We start from the raw sequence: 15036 nt of genomic DNA on the forward strand, positions 1-15036 counted from the left end.
CAGATCGCGGGCTTGCGCCATCAGGGCCACGATGTCGGCCTCCCGATCCGCCACGTACACCAGACGGGTGTCCGGCAGGCTGGCCGCCAGTTCGGCGATGCGCATGTAGCCTTCCGTCCAGCGGGTGCTTTCCAGCAGGCCGCCCCGTTGTCCGTCCGCGTCCTTGGGCTCGCGCGCCCACATCCAGGCATCCAGCACCCCCAGGGGTTCCCGTTCCGGGCTAACCGCGTAGGTGGGATGGACGTACATGCCACGCTGCGCTTCATAGGACAGCGGTCCCAGACCGGCAATGCCTTGCCCGTTGAAGTCCAGTTCCGTGGTGTCCTGCAGGCACAGGACGACGGGATGGGCGCGCATGCGCGCCTCGGAACTGCGCCAGTGCGGCGCAAGGATGGCTTCCCATTCAACGTCGTCCTGGGACAGAAAGCGATACGCCGCCTGGGTTTCCGCCCAGCCTCCGCACGCTTGCGGAATGCTGGCCATCGGATTGGCGGCCATGCGCTCGGCCAGCAGCACCGTGCGCTTGTCCAGACGCCTGTCGCCGAGATCGATATCCTTGAACTCCTCCGCCGCCCAGCTCATCACGCAAACCTCGTATTACCAGAGAAGTCAGCATGTTACGGTGAGGCATTGAAGTTGTGTGTAATGGGATGCATATATCCCCCTATTAATAATTATAAATCATACAAATCAAATAGATGATTAAGCTCATTCCGGTTTTATACACCCTGCTTGAATCTATATATACACCTTTCAAGGTGTATATTGCACGTTATGCGGCAAGAAGCATCATCGCGTAATGGCCACTATCGACCCGATCCGGGCAGTCAGTTTTCTCTAAAGCAGACGTTTGCAGATTCACTCGAAACGCCATTACTACCCTACATGCGCTTCACGCCGTAACTGCGTCGCGCTTATTGAACTCATGGGGCGCACGATTTCTCGAACAGTCTCCATGAACAACTCGGCGCTTGCGGCAAGCGTACGGTTCTTCAAACGAATTATTCCAATGGGTATCCCTGTTCTCACATCCAATGGCAGAACGCGCAGAAACCGTGGCGCATTCCCGAACCGAAGCGCCGACCCATACATCACCGTAAGGAAACAGTTCGTCGCTATCAACTCATGCCTAACGAGCATGGACATCGTGGTAACTGCAGACTTCGGCAACTCTATTTTTTGCCGGCGAAACTCATTTCTCAACTGCAATATCATTGAACCGTCTGTCGCTGGCAGTAGCCATTGGTGACGGGCTACTTCGTCCAGGGTAACTGATCGTCGGGTCGCCAATGGATGTTTCGCGCCCGCAACGATAAACAGTCGATCATCGAACAGTCGGTCGAATACTAGATTGTTATTGTTGCCGGCATTATGTTCTCGACCTATGCCGAAATCGAGTGATCTAGTAAGCACCTCGCTCGCCAATTGTCCCGATTCAAGTTCTGCGATGTGAAATCGGAAATTGGCGCGTTGATCTAGGACGGTGCTAATAGCGCGGGGTAGCAGACCGGCACACATGGTTGGTGTACCGCCGATACGCAACTCGCCACGACTCCCATCTGTTAGGAATCCCAGTTCATCTACGGCTTGACGCAGCTCTTCAAAAACTCCAGTTGCCCGGCGTAACAGAACCTCGCCGTGCGGTGTCGGCGTGACCCCGCGGTTGGTGCGGTCGAACAGCCGCACACCGAATGCACCTTCCAGTTCCGCAATGCATTTCGATAACGCCGGTTGAGTAAGGCCGATTTCATTCGCAGCCTTCAGAATGCTGCCTGATCGCGCAACCGCTAGAAGTAGCCTCAACTCACGCAGCGTGATTCGCCTAGCAATCGTCTCCACAGTATTCATATCGTCTCCACAGTATTCATATGGCTTGTTCTGGATGAAACCATTTGGTTATATCTATCTCGATAAATTCGATAACTAGATTATATCAGATCAGCTATAATGACTTGCGTGAATTACCACTCATCGAAATGGAGATTGAAAATGAACAGACTAACTAAACTCATCGGGGCCTTACTCGGGGCGGCTCTAGCTGCGTCTGTAGCTCACGCACAAGATCCGAAAGACATCCCACAAAAATCTGGGGTAACACCTACAGATCTCATAGTACGCGGAGTGGACGGCACAGCGAATCTGGATTTCACAGTCATAGATGTGAAGTACGAGCCAGGGGGTGTCAACCGTCGCCATTTTCATCCGGCGGCGGTCACCTTCTATGTAGTTTCTGGGACACCAGTTTTCCAGCAGGAGGGCAAGAAACCCATTACCCTAAAACCCGGTGACAGCCTGCTCGTTCCGGCCGGCACCACTCATTCCCATTGGAACCCTAGTAAGACTGAAGGTGTTCGATGGCTGGAGTTCATCGTGGCTGAAAAAGGTAAAGGAAGATCCATCCGAAAGCCTTGAATAGAAGGTTTCGCCTCTTAATCACGAAAAGAAAATGTAATCGCGACCAGCCGCTTTTTGGCCGTAAGCAAAAAAGCAGAGGCCCATGAAGTACACAAGCAAATGCCGCATAACAACGCGTCGCAGCCGACCGCCTTCGGCGGCGGCTGAACGCGAACGTTAGGCTCTAAAGGAAACAAATGAACACACGGAATCTGCTTGTTCTGCCAGATGACTTGCCTGTCCCTGAAGATGATGGTGCGTGTGCCCATCTGGAAGGGATGAATATACCTGCCATCGCTCTGACAGGAACCTCAGGTGCCAAGATAACCCTTGGGCTTGAGGGTGGAATATCCGTCGTTTACTTTTATCCCATGACAGGGAGGCCGGACGCACCTCCGATGGTCGGCTGGAATGAGATCCCCGGCGCAAGAGGATGCACGCCACAGTCCTGTTCGTTTCGTGACCATCATTCCGACCTTCTCAATTTAGGGGCCAAGGTATATGGCGTCAGCTCGCAATCATCGGAAGACCAGAAAGAAGCTGTTCAACGCCTCCATTTGCCTTTTGAGTTGTTGAGCGACAGCAGTTTTGAGTTGGCAACTGCATTGAGGCTGCCTACGTTCAGATACAACGCCTTACACCTCATCAAAAGGCTCACCCTCATAATTAAAAACGGTTCGATACGCAAAGTGTTCTATCCGGTTTTTCCGCCAAATGAAAATGCTGCCAATGTCATCGCGTGGCTTAAGAACAACGATGCCTAACACTGCATTCCACCCGACCGGCTACAGCGGGCTTCGCCCGCTTCCACCGTCGGGTGAATTTGAACGTTGGGGGTCACATGTTCCATCCCGCATTTACTCATCGGAGGCATAAGGAATGACACAGTGGTACTCAAAAGACCTTGGCGATGGCGTCGCCGCATTCGCTCCGACCCGCCAAATTCAAGAGGCATTTCTCCCGCTGTTCGCTGCCGCTGGACAGCCAACTGATATGGCCGTGTTCTCCCGGTACGACATTGAGAAAAATATAGAGACCGTCTATTTCTCGCCTGGCGCTTCTGCCCTTGCAAAGATGTTTGGCGCCACACCATGCGAAAAACCAAAGAAGGAGGGGCGCTTGTCATTGTTGGTCGGAGATCAACGCTGCCTCGAACTTTTTTATCCGTCCGCGCAGTAGGTCAAGCTGTGGCTTCGCTCTATTCACAATCACGGTGCCATCTGGAAAACCAGTGGCTCTGCCGTCTTCGTAGAGCATCCACACCGCGCCGTCCGGTCCGCGCAGCTCAAACAATGGGTTCTGGTCGCCCGACCCCCAACCCGGCAGTCGAGCGGACCTGCGCGAAAAGCCGCGCAGGCCGCTCACTTCTACGTTAGATTCCCTATTAATCACATAAGCCCTGCTATGGAAAACAACATCAAGTCCGTAAATCACAACGATCTCGCCACAGTCCAGTTGATTGTTCTTTCGTGTGCTGTCGAGGCACTTATCGCTGAACATCCGCACCCCGAAAAAGTGCGCGTAGTTTTCGACCAACTCTTTGGGCAAATCCAAGCCGGGCTTCTTGTTTCTGGTGGCGCGACTCCTGCTGCAACCGATGTTGCTCGACAGGTGGCGGACAAACTGTTTTCTTCGCTTTCATAAATTCAACAAACCATTCTTTTGCATCAATTTCGTTTTTCATGTCCTCCTCTGCTCTCGTTGTCAAATCTAACCCGGCGCTCAACCTCGCTCCCTTCGGTCGCTGGACGGCGCTAAAGCGCCGCCGGTTAGCTCTACGTTAGGTTTCAGTCTATGGCCCCGTGGGGAGAGTTAGCATTCCGAACCTTAATCAGCATGACGGGCGTAACCGTAGCCACGTTCGCTTTTGTGTGGAGTGCAGAGTGGCTACGTGAGAAATTTCGCGGAAGACTCAAAGATGTTATTCGCACGACATACGTCGCCATATTTGCATCCTGCTTGGTCTTAGCCCCTTTCATGTACTTGATTACGGCGGCACAGGGAATGGCTCTGGGCGATGATGGCCTCTTTTTTCTGGCGGTAACAGGGGTAGCATGGCTGCTCACAATGGCGCTTATGCTGTTTGTCAATTTTTCTCTAGTCAAAAGAATCCGCAATCCTGAAAAGCAATGATGAAAAAGCAATGATGAAACCTAACAAACGCTTCGAGAGGGACGCTCCAACAGCCGGCTTCGCCGCCTGTTTCCGCGCCCCTCAAGCTACACGTTATGCATACAAATCATCATCGTGATTTACTCTTACCGGAAAGCTGAACGAACAGAGAGAGAAGCCATCTACCAATTGTATTGCTTGGTAATGCGCGGCTACATTTCTGAAATATGGGGTTGGGATGAACAGTGGCAGGGAAATGATTTTTCCGCTCACTTCGATCCAAAAGGCATTACGTTGGTACACAAAGAACACGAGTTGGTTGGGTATTCCCATGTCGAAAATCGGGGCAGCCAGTTGTTCATAAGAATGATCGTTGTTCATCCTCATCACCAGCGGAAGGGTATCGGAAGCAAGCTGCTTGAGTCTGTTATTGCGTCGGGCAATGAGCAATCCAAAGGCATCGGGTTGGAGGTATTCAAAATCAATGATGAGGCAAAGAAATTCTATGAAAGATATGGCTTCAATATTGAAGGTGAAACGCCCAGCAGCTACATCATGGCTCATGCATAGCTCTGCGCTCAAGCGGGATGGCGCAAAAGCGCGCCGCTCCTTGGCTCCACGTTAGTCGTCACGGAGGCAGTCCCTTGCAGTTCGATACCTGGCTCGTCTACCTCGTTGCTTCGATCGGGCTCTCCCTTTCGCCGGGCCCGAACGGACTCCTCGCGCTAACTCACGGGGCACTGCACGGCCGGCGCAAGACCTTGTTCACCATCTTCGGGGGAGCCGTTGGCTTCGTGATGATCATCGCCCTGTCAATGTTCGGCATTGGCGCCCTCATCAAGTCGTCGGTGGTCTGGCTCGCCGTGCTCAAGTGGCTTGGCGGCGCCTACCTCGTGTGGCTGGGCATTCAGGTTTGGCGCTCCCCGCCGATCGCCGTTGATCTGGGCGAGTCGCGCCCACTGGCAACGGGTTGGTCGCTCTTCCGCCAAGGCGCGTTGTCGGCGGCCACCAATCCAAAGGGTTTGCTGTTTTTCACTGCCTTTCTGCCGCACTTCATCGATCCGGGCCGCAGTCTTGTGCTGCAGTTCGCCGTGCTGGCAGGCACCTTCGTGGCAACCGAGGTGCTCACCGAGTACATGCTTGCCAGCGCGGCAAGCAGAATCCGCCCCTGGCTCGGCCGCGTCGGGCGCCGGTTCAACCGAGCCTGCGGTGGCTTGTTTGCGGCAATTGGCGTGGCACTTCCACTCCGTAGCTGAACGCCGCGACGCCTAACCCATTGCTCTAGCAGAGTGCCACGCCGGTGGTCCCGCTTGGCTCGAACGATATGCCCGTATACGCTACGGTTTTTTGGGATGTCACCGGATCATGGCGAAGAGGCCGCTTTCAAGCATGGCGTCGGTAGGCGCGGAGCAGGCAGGCGACGGGCAATTGCCGTCGTGGGCGAACAGCAGCGAGCGCCGCCCGTCAAGCAAGACGCCGCCATCCGCGACGTGGGGACGACCCCACATACTCGCTTCGACCATGGGACGACCCAGTGCAAAGGAGATTCGTTGAATGAACTGGGCCATTTTGTTTGTCGCAGGACTGCTCGAGATCGGCTGGGCAATCGGCTTGAAGTACACCGACGGTTTTACGCGTTTCTGGCCGACCGTTGGAACCGCGACGGCGATGGTGGCGAGCCTGATATTGCTCGGCATTGCGATGCGCACACTGCCGGTTGGCACGGCGTATGCCGTCTGGGTTGGCGTGGGCGCTGTCGGCACCGCCTTGCTCGGCATCGTGCTGCTGGGCGAGGCGGTGAACGCGGCACGGATTTTCAGTCTTGCCTTGATCGTGGCGGGCATTGTCGGATTGAAGCTGGCGACGCCTGCCTGACCGCGGCGGCACCGACGGCCCCGCCGGGGGCGCGGCTCGACTTGCGCAAGTGCCCGCTTGTCTGCGGAGTGACTATAGTGGTTGGGAGAGTGCTGGCCCGCCCCTCGGGCGGGTGCGCCGGGGTCGGCGATGGGGCGGCGCTTTTTTCGACAGGGAGGGCTTCATGAACAACGCAATCACGCTGCTCGCACGGATTCTTCTCGCGCATATTTTCCTCATCTCCGGGCTGGGCAAACTCGGTGCCGGCTACATCGGAACGCAGGGCTATATGGAGGCCATGGGGCTGCCCGGCATGCTGCTGCCGCTGGTCATCGCGCTGGAAATCGGCGGCGGCCTCGCCTTGATCGCGGGTTTCCTCACGCGCTGGGCTGCGCTTGCGCTGGCAGCATTCAGCATTGTTTCAGCCCTGCTCTTCCACGCCAACTTCGGCGACCAGACCCAGACGATCATGTTCATGAAGAACCTTGCCATGGGGGGCGGCCTGCTGATGCTCTACGTCCACGGCGCCGGCGCATTCAGCGTGGATGCGAAACGCGGCGGCTGACGCGGACAGCCGAATGGACCTCCACGTCAAGCGCGTCTACGCATCCCCGTCGCCGGAGGACGGCGCGAGGGTTCTGGTCGACCGCCTGTGGCCGCGCGGCCTCAGCCGCGAAAAGGCCCGCGTCGATCTATGGCTGAAGGAGCTTGCGCCCAGCACCGAACTGCGCAAGTGGTTCAATCACGACCCTGCAAAGTGGGACGAATTCAGGCAGCGCTACCGGCAGGAGCTGCGCCAGCAGCCGGCGGCGCTGGCGCAGCTGGCCGAACTGGCCGGCACGCGCCCCGTGACATTGCTGTTCGGCGCAAAGGAAGAGCGCTTCAACGACGCCGTGGCCCTGAAAGCCATCATTCTTGCCCGTGGCCGCTAGCGCAATCCGCCATCCCCACGCCCGGAACGCTCGGCGCCCTGGGCGGTCAATCGGGTCATCCAACTTTATCGAATTACAGACCGAGAATGGCGCCGCGCAGGCCGGCACTCGCCTCGGGCATCGGACCATGAAAAATCCCCTTTACCTCGCCAGCCTTGGCGCCGCCGCTTTGCTGGCGGCATGCTCCACGACCCCTCACCCGCCGCTTCCGACGGTTCAGGCTGTCGACCTGGAGCGCTATTACGGCACCTGGTACGAGATTGCGCGCCTGCCAAACAGCTTTCAGGCGATGTGCGCATCGGATACCCAGGCGCTGTACCGTCCGCAAGGAAAAGAGGTGGCAGTGGTGAATCGCTGCCGCACGGCAGACAGCACGATCAAGCAGGCCGACGGAATCGCCAGGGTCGTGGCGGGCAGCCATGGCGCCAAGCTGCGGGTCAGTTTCTTCCGCCCCTTCTATGGCGACTACTGGATCCTGGCGCTCGATCCGGGCTACCGCTGGGTGCTGGTCGGCGAACCCGGCCGAAAATACGCATGGATACTGTCGAGGCAGCCGAGGCTCGACGAGGCGACGCTGGAAGCCTTGTTGAATCGGGCCGCAGCGCTTGGCTTCGACCGGCAGGCGTTCCTGAGAACCCCGCACGCCGGAGGTGCATTGACGCCCATGGCGCCTGCCAGCGGGGAATGAGGCGTCGACGGAAAAGAGAATCCGCCGTGCCCGTCATGCTGCGCGCCGTTCAGGCCGACACCGCCGCGCTCCCGCTTGATACCATCGCCGGGCATGGCAGGGAAAGCCGGTCCGGGCCTTGTTCCGCTTCTTCTGCAACCCACACAGTGCTTTTCACCGACGCATGGACCTGGTTTTGATTCATGGAATGGGCAGAACCCCCCTCTCGATGGCGCGGCTGCGTCGGCGATTACGGCGTGCCGGCCACAATCCCCTGCTGTTCGGCTACGTTCCCGCATTTGAAACCCTGCAGGGGGCGGTTGCGCGCCTGGTGAAGCTGATCGATCGCCGGGTTGACAGCGGGAACTACGCGCTGGTGGGGCATTCGCTGGGAACGGTGATCATCCGGGCAGCGCTCGGCCAGCTGGAAAACCGGGCGCCATCCGCCTGCTTTTTCCTGGCGCCACCGCTGGTTGCCTGCAGGGCCGCCCGGTTTTTTTCCCGCTTCCGGCTGTATCGATGGCTGACGGGCGAAATGGGCCAGCTGCTTGCGCTCGAATCGTTCATGCAGCAATTGCCGATGCCGTCGATGCCGACCCGGATCTATGCGGGCGTCGGCTGCCCGCGCGCGCCCTGGCTGCCGTTCGGCATGGAAGCCAGCGACTGCATTCTCGGCGTGTCCGAAGCCACCGGCCGCTTCGAGGCGGAATCGGTCAAGGTGCCTTCCACCCACACCTTCATCATGAACTCGAAGCAGGTTTTCGACGACATGCTGAATTTCCTGAAACCGCTGGCCTGACCGCACACTCACCCGGGAGAACGCCATGGAGCCACGCATCAGTCTCATCACCCTCGGCGTGGCCGATCTTGAACGCGCCACCCGCTTCTACCAGGAGTGTCTCGGCCTGCCGCGGCTGCAGACGCCGCCGTCGGTGACCTTCTTCGAACTCGGGAAAACCTGGCTTGCGCTCTGGTCGCGGGAAAGCCTAGCCGCCGACGCCGGCCTCGCAGCGGAAGGCTCGGGCTTTCGCGGCTTCGCGCTGGCGCATAACGTGCGCTCGCCGGCGGAAGTGGATGCGCTGCTTGCCCGGGTTGCCGCCTGCGGCGGCACCGTCACCCGGCCCGGACAGCCGACCGACTGGGGCGGCTACTCCGGCTATTTCACCGACTCGGATGGATTTGTCTGGGAGATTGCGCATAATCCAGATTTTCCGCATATCTGAACGACCTGGCGTCCCAACCGCATAAGGAGCCCCGTCCATGATCCACCTGCCCGACTCGCTGCATGCCTGGAGAACGCCCGGGTTCGAGGCTGTTTTCAAGCGGGAAATCGAACGCCTGGATGCCGCGCATCTACCGCTGCAACAGGGCCTCGCCATCAGCAGCCACGTCACGGACCGGCCTTTCCAGGCGATGCCGATCAGCGCGCGCGAAGAGTCCGGCCTGATCCGCGTCAAGGCAGGGATTTTTTACACGGGGGTGATTGCCGGCTGCAGTTGCGCGGACGATCCCACGCCCATCGACGAACAGACGGAATACTGCGTGGTGCAGTTCGACATCGATCCGGCGACGGCCAGCGCCACGGTCGCACTGCTGGAGGAATAGGCAGGCTACCAGGGTGCGGCTGGCTTGATTTCCAGTTCTTCCGGATACGGCCGGCTCGGGTACTGGAAGGCAACCGGCCCGTCGGGCTTCGCATGCACGAACTGGTGCACGAACGGGTCGGCTGAGCCGGCCATCTCGGCGGCATTGCCCTCGGCCACCACCACGCCGTCGTGGATGAAATAGACGTAGTCGGCAACCTTCAGCGATTCCGACACGTCGTAGGTCACCACGACCGAGGTCAGCCCGAGCGCGTCGTTGAGGCGCCGGATCAGGTTGGCGATGGTGTTGAGCGAGATCGGGTCGAGGCCGGCGAAAGGCTCGTCGTACATGATCAGCATGGGGTCGAGCGCGATCGCCCGCGCCAGCGCCACGCGGCGCTCCATGCCGCCCGACAGTTCGCCGGTGCGCAGAGCGTGGGCGCCGCGCAGGCCGACGGCGTGCAGTTTCATCAACACCAGATCGTGGATCGCCTCTTCCGGCAGGTCGGTGTGTTCGCGCATCGGATAGGCGATGTTGTCGAACACCGACAGGTCGCTGAACAGCCCGCTGACCTGGAACATCATCCCCATCTTGCGCCGCATCGCGTAGAGATCGGCGTTGTTCAGTTCGTGCACCAGCTGGCCGTCGAAGGCCACGCTGCCGCGCGACGGCCTGAGCTGGCCGCCCACGTGGCGCAGCAGCGTGGTCTTGCCGCAGCCGCTGACGCCGAGGATGGCGACGACCTTGCCGCGCGGGATGGCGAGATTGATCCCCTTCAATACCTGATTGTTTTCGTACGAGAAATGCAGGTCGCGGATCTCGACCAGGGTGTCCGTGTGGTTCTCTTGCAAGGGCGGCATGGTCAGATTTCGCTCAACAGCGCTTCCGGCGCTTCCAGCGCGGCCTTCACCGCCACCAGGAACTGCACCGCGTCGCGGCCGTCGATCAGCCGGTGGTCGTAGGTCAGCGCCAGATACATCATCGGGCGGATCACCACCTGGCCGTTTTCGGCGACCGGGCGTTGCTGGATGGTGTGCATGCCGAGGATGGCCGACTGCGGCGGGTTGAGGATGGGGGTGGACAAGAGCGAACCGAACACGCCGCCGTTGGTGATGGAAAAGCTGCCGCCCGACAGCTCTTCGAGGGTGAGCCTGGACTCGCGCGCGCGGCGGGCGAAATCGGCGATGGCCGCTTCGATTGCGGCCGCCGACAGCGTCTGCGCGCGGCGCAGGATCGGCACCACCAGCCCGCGCGGGCTGGAGATGGCGATGCCGATGTCGACGTCGCCATGCCACACGATGTCGTTGCCGTCGATGCTGGCGTTGACGACGGGAAACTGCTGCATCGCCTGGCACACCGCGCGCACGAAGAACGACATGTAGCCGAGCTTGACGCCGTGTTTCACCTCGAACTCGGCCTTGAAGCGCTGGCGCAATTCGTTCACCGGCTGCATGTTCACCTCGTTGAAGGTGGTGAGCATGGCGGCGGTGTGCTGCGCCGCGACCAGGCGCTCGGCCACCCGCTGGCGCAGGCGTGACAGCGGTTCGCGGCGGCTTTCGCCCGGCGCGGCGACGGGAGCCTGCGGCGCCGCCGGCAACGGCACGCCGGCTTTTGCCGGCACCGCCATGCTCGCCGCAGGCGTGACGGCTGCAGCCGGCGGCGGCGCGGCCTGCGCCGCGGGCGAGGGCGCGGGGGCAACCACGCCCTCGCCGGTCTCGATCACCGCCACCACCTCGTCGGCCTTCACCACCGCGCCCTCCTCCCTGCGCAGTTCGAGCAGCGTGCCGGACGCCGGCGCGGGGATTTCCAGGATCACCTTGTCGGTTTCCAGATCGACCAGGGTTTCGTCGCGCGCCACCGTCTCGCCCACCTGCTTGCGCCACGGCAGCAGGGTGCCACTGGCGACCGAATCGGACAGGGTCGGCACACGCACGTCAATTTTCATACGAAGTCTCCAGCGCATCGTTCAGCAGCGCGTCCAGTTCCGCCCGGTGGCGCGAGGCATAACCCGACGCCGGCGCCGCGGCAGCCGGGCGGCCAGCGTAATTGAAGCGCCGGCCGTTCGGCGCGCAGTGGTTGAGATGGTGCAGGGTCTGGAACCACGCGCCCTGGTTCATCGGCTCTTCCTGCGCCCAGACGAAGGTGTCGGCCTGCGGATAGGCGTTCAGCACGGCGCGGAATTCGGCTTCGGGGAAGGGGTAGAGCTGTTCGATGCGCACCAGCGCGATATCCTCCAGCCCGCGCGCGGCACGCGCCGCTTCGAGGTCGAACCATATCCGCCCGCTGCACGCCACCACGCGCTTGCAATCGCGCGGCGCGCGCGGATCGTCGATCACGGGTAGGAACGCGCCGCCGCTCAGGTCCGCCAGCGACGAGGTGGAGGCCGGATGACGCAACAGGCTCTTCGGGCTCATGATCACCAGCGGTTTTCGCAGCGGGCGCACGATCTGCCGCCGCAGCAGATGGAACAGCTGCGCTGGCAGCGTCGGCACGCACACCTGGATGTTGTCCTGCGCGCACAGCTGCAGATAGCGTTCGAGACGGGCCGACGAATGCTCCGGCCCCTGCCCCTCGAAGCCGTGCGGCAGCAGCAGCGTGAGTCCGCACAGCCGCCCCCACTTGGCCTCGCCACTGGTGATGAACTGGTCGATCACCACCTGCGCGCCGTTGGCGAAATCGCCGAATTGCGCCTCCCACACCACCAGCGTGTCGGGGTCGGCGGTGGCGTAGCCGTACTCGAACGCCAGCACGGCCTCTTCCGACAGCAGCGAATCGATGATGGTGAAATCGCCCTGCTGGTTGTGGATATGCTCAAGCGGAACGTAGACGCCGCTCTGGCGGCGCTCGCGCTTCTGGTCGTGCCATACCGCGTGACGGTGAAAGAAGGTGCCGCGCGCCGAATCCTGGCCCGACACCCGCACGTTGTGGCCGGCGTCGAGCAGGCTGGCGTAGGCCAGGTTTTCGGCGTAGCCCCAGTCCACCGGCAGTTCGCCCGCGCGCATCCGGCGGCGGTCGTCCAGCACTTTCTGCACCCGCGAGTGCAGCTCGATCTCGTGCTGCAGCTGCGTGATGCGGTCGCCCAGAAAATCCAGCCGGGCGGCCGGCACGGCAGTCGACACGTCGCCCGGGCGGCCTTTGAAGCGCTCCCAGTGGGTGGCATAGGTCTGCTTGAAATCGGACAGCGCCGGCGCGCTCAACGACTCGCCGTGCTCCAGCCGCGCGCGGCAGGCATCGACCAGGTCGTCGGCCTGCGCCTGATCGAGCAGTCCCTCATCCACCAGCCGCTGCGCATACAGGGTGCGCGTGCTGGGGTGCGCCTGGATGCGGCGATACATCAGCGGCTGGGTGGCGAGCGGCTCGTCCTGCTCGTTGTGGCCGTGGCGGCGGTAGCACACCAGATCGATGAAGACGTTCTTGTGGAAGGTGTAGCGGTAATCGACCGCGGTCTGCACCGCGAACGCCACCGCCTCGGGATCGTCGCCGTTGACGTGCAGCACCGGCGCCTCGACCATTTTCGCCACGTCGGTGCAATACAGCGTCGAGCGCACGTCGCGCGGGTCGGAGGTGGTGAAGCCGATCTGGTTGTTGATCACCACATGGATCGCGCCGCCGTTCCGGAAGCCGCGCGTCTGCGACATGTTGAGGCTTTCCATCACCACGCCCTGCCCCGACAGCGCGGCGTCGCCGTGCAGGATCACCGGCACCACTTCGTAGCCGAGCACGTCGCCGCGCCGGTCCTGGCGCGCGCGCACCGAGCCGCGCACCACCGGATGCACGATCTCGAGATGCGAGGGGTTGAACGCCAGCGCCAGGTGCACCGGTCCGTATGGCGTGGAAATATCGGTGGAAAAGCCCTGGTGATATTTGACGTCGCCCGACAGCGGCGAGTCCGCGTCGCCGTTCGCCGGTTCTTCGTACAGGCTTTCGAGCGGACGCCCCATGATGTTGGCCAGCACGTTGATGCGCCCGCGATGCGCCATGCCCATGACGATTTCCTTGGCGCCGTGGCGCGCGCAGCGCGCGATCACCTGGTCGAGCAGCGGGATCAGGCTTTCGCCGCCTTCCAGCGAGAAGCGCTTCTGCCCGACATGGCGGGTGTGGAGGAATTTCTCCAGCGTCTCGGCATCGGTCAGCCGCTTCAACAGCTGCATCTTGAGCTGGGTGGACACGCCAAAACGCCCCTGCGCACTTTCGATGCGTTCCTGCAGCCAGCGTTTGCGCGCCACGTCGGTGATGTGCATGTATTCCACGCCGACATGGCCGCAGTAGGCGCTGTTCAGGCGCTGCAGAATATCGGCCAGGGTGGTGCGACCCACCCCGAACAGCGATCCGGTCTCGAACTCGCGGGTCAGGTCCGCCTCGGTCAGGCCGTAGTGCGCCGGGTCGAGTTCGGGGCTCGGCGGCGGCTCGAAACGCCGCAGCGGATCCAGCTCGGCCTGCCGCACGCCCAGATAACGGTAGGCATTGATCAGCCGCAGCACCGCGACCTGGGCGGCATCCGATGCGGCTGGCGCGCCCGGCAACGGCCGGTTCAGCCAGGGCGTCAGCGCATCGTCGCCGAACTGCTCCAGATACGCCGCGTTACCGGCGTAAAGCGGCGACGTCAGGCGCCAGTCGGGTTCGTTCATGTCGAAGCGGTCGGCCAACGCGCTGCCTGCTCAGGCACCGCGCCGATCCAGCGGCACGTATTCGCGCCGCGTCGCACCGGTATAGAGCTGGCGCGGACGGCCGATCTTGTGGGCGGGATCGGCGAGCATTTCATTCCATTGCGCCACCCAGCCCGCGGTGCGGGCGAGCGCGAACAGCACGGTGAACATGCTGCTGGGAATCCCCATGGCGCGGAAGATGATGCCGGAATAGAAATCGACGTTGGGATAGAGCTTGCGCGAAATGAAGTAGTCGTCTTCCAGCGCGATGCGCTCGAGTTCCATCGCCATCTTGAACTGCGGATCGTCGCGCAGGTCGAGTTCGTCCAGCACTTCGTAGCAGGTCTGGCGAATGATGCGGGCGCGCGGGTCCATGTTCTTGTAGACGCGGTGGCCGAAACCCATCAGGCGGAAGGCGTCGGTCTTGTCCTTGGCGCGCTTGATGTATTCGGGAATGCGCGAGACGTCGCCCATTTCGTCGAGCATTTTCAGCACCGCCTCGTTGGCGCCGCCGTGCAGCGGCCCCCACAGCGAGGCCATGCCGGCCGCGACGCAGGCATAGGGGTTGGCGCCGCTGGAGCCGGCCAGCCGCACGGTCGAGGTCGAGGCATTCTGCTCATGGTCGGCGTGCAGAATGAAAATACGGTCGAGCGCGCGCGCCAGCACCGGATTGGGTTGGTAGGGCTCGCACGGGGTGGAGAACATCATGTGCAGAAAGTTCTCGGCGTACGACAGGTGGTTCTGCGGATAGACGAAGGGCTGGCCTTCGTTGAACTTGTAGGCCCAGGCCGCCACCGTGGGGATCTTGGCAATCAGGCGGTGCGCGACGATTTCACGATGACGCGGG

At 61.3% G+C, this 15036-nt stretch carries 20 protein-coding genes; 12 read left to right on the forward strand and 8 right to left on the reverse strand.

All coding sequences use genetic code 11. From position 1 onward, the window contains the following. Together BGO62_RS02585 and BGO62_RS02590 are read right to left on the reverse strand one after the other, a co-directional pair. Positions 1-582: transposase DNA-binding-containing protein (locus BGO62_RS02585; protein WP_296639021.1), on the reverse strand; the 582-nt coding region annotated here is incomplete at its 3' end. A 294-nt stretch (positions 583-876) separates the two neighbouring features. Beyond that, positions 877-1848, reverse strand: coding sequence for a LysR substrate-binding domain-containing protein (locus tag BGO62_RS02590; protein ID WP_296639022.1), 972 nt, complete (start codon positions 1846-1848; stop codon positions 877-879). Positions 1849-1989: 141 nt separating this feature from the next. Between BGO62_RS02590 and BGO62_RS02595 the strand changes: the two genes are divergently transcribed. Then, positions 1990-2412: a cupin domain-containing protein gene (locus BGO62_RS02595; protein WP_296639024.1), complete on the forward strand. Its 423-nt coding sequence runs from the start codon at positions 1990-1992 to the stop codon at positions 2410-2412. A gap of 179 nt (positions 2413-2591) precedes the next feature. Then, entirely contained in the window at positions 2592-3158 is a 567-nt protein-coding gene (locus BGO62_RS02600) for a peroxiredoxin (RefSeq protein WP_296639025.1), read from the forward strand. A 358-nt stretch (positions 3159-3516) separates the two neighbouring features. On the opposite strand, the gene BGO62_RS02605 is transcribed toward BGO62_RS02600, so the two are convergent. Continuing rightward, positions 3517-3948 carry a hypothetical protein gene (locus tag BGO62_RS02605; RefSeq protein ID WP_296639026.1) on the reverse strand — a complete coding sequence of 144 codons (432 nt, stop codon included), beginning with the start codon at positions 3946-3948 and terminating at the stop codon, positions 3517-3519. Next, a complete protein-coding gene (locus BGO62_RS02610; protein ID WP_296639027.1) occupies positions 3881-4078 on the reverse strand; it encodes a hypothetical protein in 198 nt (65 codons plus the stop codon). The genes BGO62_RS02605 and BGO62_RS02610 overlap by 68 nt, the downstream gene beginning before the upstream one ends. A 320-nt stretch (positions 4079-4398) precedes the next feature. Here BGO62_RS02610 and BGO62_RS02615 point away from each other — a divergent pair, with 320 nt between their 5' ends. From BGO62_RS02615 to BGO62_RS02660, 10 genes are all read left to right on the forward strand, one after another. Further along, on the forward strand, positions 4399-4527 hold the full coding sequence (locus BGO62_RS02615) for a hypothetical protein (protein WP_296639028.1): 129 nt from the start codon (positions 4399-4401) through the stop codon (positions 4525-4527). A 183-nt stretch (positions 4528-4710) separates the two neighbouring features. After that, positions 4711-5076, forward strand: coding sequence for an N-acetyltransferase (locus BGO62_RS16330; protein ID WP_363923688.1), 366 nt, complete (start codon positions 4711-4713; stop codon positions 5074-5076). Between the two features lie 74 nt (positions 5077-5150). After that, on the forward strand, positions 5151-5762 hold the full coding sequence (locus tag BGO62_RS02625; protein WP_296639030.1) for a LysE family transporter: 612 nt from the start codon (positions 5151-5153) through the stop codon (positions 5760-5762). A gap of 298 nt (positions 5763-6060) precedes the next feature. Continuing rightward, on the forward strand, positions 6061-6381 hold the full coding sequence (sugE, locus tag BGO62_RS02630; RefSeq protein WP_296639032.1) for a quaternary ammonium compound efflux SMR transporter SugE: 321 nt from the start codon (positions 6061-6063) through the stop codon (positions 6379-6381). 163 nt (positions 6382-6544) lie between these two features. After that, the gene (locus tag BGO62_RS02635; protein ID WP_018077320.1) at positions 6545-6925 is read left to right on the forward strand and encodes a DoxX family protein; all 381 of its coding nucleotides are present in this window, start codon (positions 6545-6547) and stop codon (positions 6923-6925) included. A gap of 13 nt (positions 6926-6938) precedes the next feature. Next, positions 6939-7292, forward strand: coding sequence for a DUF488 family protein (locus BGO62_RS02640; protein WP_296639037.1), 354 nt, complete (start codon positions 6939-6941; stop codon positions 7290-7292). Between the two features lie 127 nt (positions 7293-7419). Further along, positions 7420-7980 carry a lipocalin family protein gene (locus tag BGO62_RS02645; protein ID WP_296639038.1) on the forward strand — a complete coding sequence of 187 codons (561 nt, stop codon included), beginning with the start codon at positions 7420-7422 and terminating at the stop codon, positions 7978-7980. Positions 7981-8143: 163 nt separating this feature from the next. After that, entirely contained in the window at positions 8144-8758 is a 615-nt protein-coding gene (locus BGO62_RS02650) for an alpha/beta hydrolase (protein WP_296639039.1), read from the forward strand. Positions 8759-8783: 25 nt separating this feature from the next. Further along, entirely contained in the window at positions 8784-9182 is a 399-nt protein-coding gene (locus BGO62_RS02655; protein ID WP_296639040.1) for a VOC family protein, read from the forward strand. A gap of 37 nt (positions 9183-9219) precedes the next feature. Then, positions 9220-9564 carry a hypothetical protein gene (locus tag BGO62_RS02660; RefSeq protein ID WP_296639042.1) on the forward strand — a complete coding sequence of 115 codons (345 nt, stop codon included), beginning with the start codon at positions 9220-9222 and terminating at the stop codon, positions 9562-9564. Between the two features lie 5 nt (positions 9565-9569). Here the strand turns inward: BGO62_RS02660 and BGO62_RS02665 are convergent, their stop codons facing one another. From BGO62_RS02665 to gltA, 4 genes are all read right to left on the reverse strand, one after another. Continuing rightward, the gene (locus tag BGO62_RS02665; protein ID WP_296639043.1) at positions 9570-10403 is read right to left on the reverse strand and encodes an ABC transporter ATP-binding protein; all 834 of its coding nucleotides are present in this window, start codon (positions 10401-10403) and stop codon (positions 9570-9572) included. A 2-nt stretch (positions 10404-10405) separates the two neighbouring features. Next, the gene (sucB, locus tag BGO62_RS02670; protein ID WP_296639044.1) at positions 10406-11488 is read right to left on the reverse strand and encodes a dihydrolipoyllysine-residue succinyltransferase; all 1083 of its coding nucleotides are present in this window, start codon (positions 11486-11488) and stop codon (positions 10406-10408) included. Continuing rightward, positions 11478-14189, reverse strand: a complete 2712-nt coding sequence (locus tag BGO62_RS02675; RefSeq protein WP_296639046.1) for a 2-oxoglutarate dehydrogenase E1 component — start codon at positions 14187-14189, stop codon at positions 11478-11480. The genes sucB and BGO62_RS02675 overlap by 11 nt, the downstream gene beginning before the upstream one ends. Positions 14190-14201: 12 nt before the next feature. After that, positions 14202-15036 (reverse strand): citrate synthase (gene gltA / locus BGO62_RS02680; protein WP_296639048.1); only part of this gene is annotated, 835 nt, incomplete at its 5' end.

This window comes from Thiobacillus sp. 65-1402, from assembly GCF_001897685.1.
Taxonomy (GTDB): Bacteria; Pseudomonadota; Gammaproteobacteria; order Burkholderiales; family Thiobacillaceae; genus Thiobacillus.

Excerpts from the sequence above, each read along its gene's own strand:
- BGO62_RS02590 (WP_296639022.1), bottom strand. The coding sequence starts at position 1,848 with ATGAATACTGTGGAGACGATTGCTAGGCGAATCACGCTGCGTGAGTTG.
- BGO62_RS02595 (WP_296639024.1), top strand. The coding sequence starts at position 1,990 with ATGAACAGACTAACTAAACTCATCGGGGCCTTACTCGGGGCGGCTCTA.
- BGO62_RS02600 (WP_296639025.1), top strand. The coding sequence starts at position 2,592 with ATGAACACACGGAATCTGCTTGTTCTGCCAGATGACTTGCCTGTCCCT.
- BGO62_RS02610 (WP_296639027.1), bottom strand. The coding sequence starts at position 4,078 with ATGAAAAACGAAATTGATGCAAAAGAATGGTTTGTTGAATTTATGAAA.
- BGO62_RS02615 (WP_296639028.1), top strand. The coding sequence starts at position 4,399 with ATGGCTCTGGGCGATGATGGCCTCTTTTTTCTGGCGGTAACAGGGGTA.
- BGO62_RS16330 (WP_363923688.1), top strand. The coding sequence starts at position 4,711 with ATGCGCGGCTACATTTCTGAAATATGGGGTTGGGATGAACAGTGGCAG.
- sugE (WP_296639032.1), top strand. The coding sequence starts at position 6,061 with ATGAACTGGGCCATTTTGTTTGTCGCAGGACTGCTCGAGATCGGCTGG.
- BGO62_RS02635 (WP_018077320.1), top strand. The coding sequence starts at position 6,545 with ATGAACAACGCAATCACGCTGCTCGCACGGATTCTTCTCGCGCATATT.
- BGO62_RS02640 (WP_296639037.1), top strand. The coding sequence starts at position 6,939 with ATGGACCTCCACGTCAAGCGCGTCTACGCATCCCCGTCGCCGGAGGAC.
- BGO62_RS02645 (WP_296639038.1), top strand. The coding sequence starts at position 7,420 with ATGAAAAATCCCCTTTACCTCGCCAGCCTTGGCGCCGCCGCTTTGCTG.
- BGO62_RS02650 (WP_296639039.1), top strand. The coding sequence starts at position 8,144 with ATGGACCTGGTTTTGATTCATGGAATGGGCAGAACCCCCCTCTCGATG.
- BGO62_RS02655 (WP_296639040.1), top strand. The coding sequence starts at position 8,784 with ATGGAGCCACGCATCAGTCTCATCACCCTCGGCGTGGCCGATCTTGAA.
- BGO62_RS02660 (WP_296639042.1), top strand. The coding sequence starts at position 9,220 with ATGATCCACCTGCCCGACTCGCTGCATGCCTGGAGAACGCCCGGGTTC.
- BGO62_RS02665 (WP_296639043.1), bottom strand. The coding sequence starts at position 10,403 with ATGCCGCCCTTGCAAGAGAACCACACGGACACCCTGGTCGAGATCCGC.
- sucB (WP_296639044.1), bottom strand. The coding sequence starts at position 11,488 with ATGAAAATTGACGTGCGTGTGCCGACCCTGTCCGATTCGGTCGCCAGT.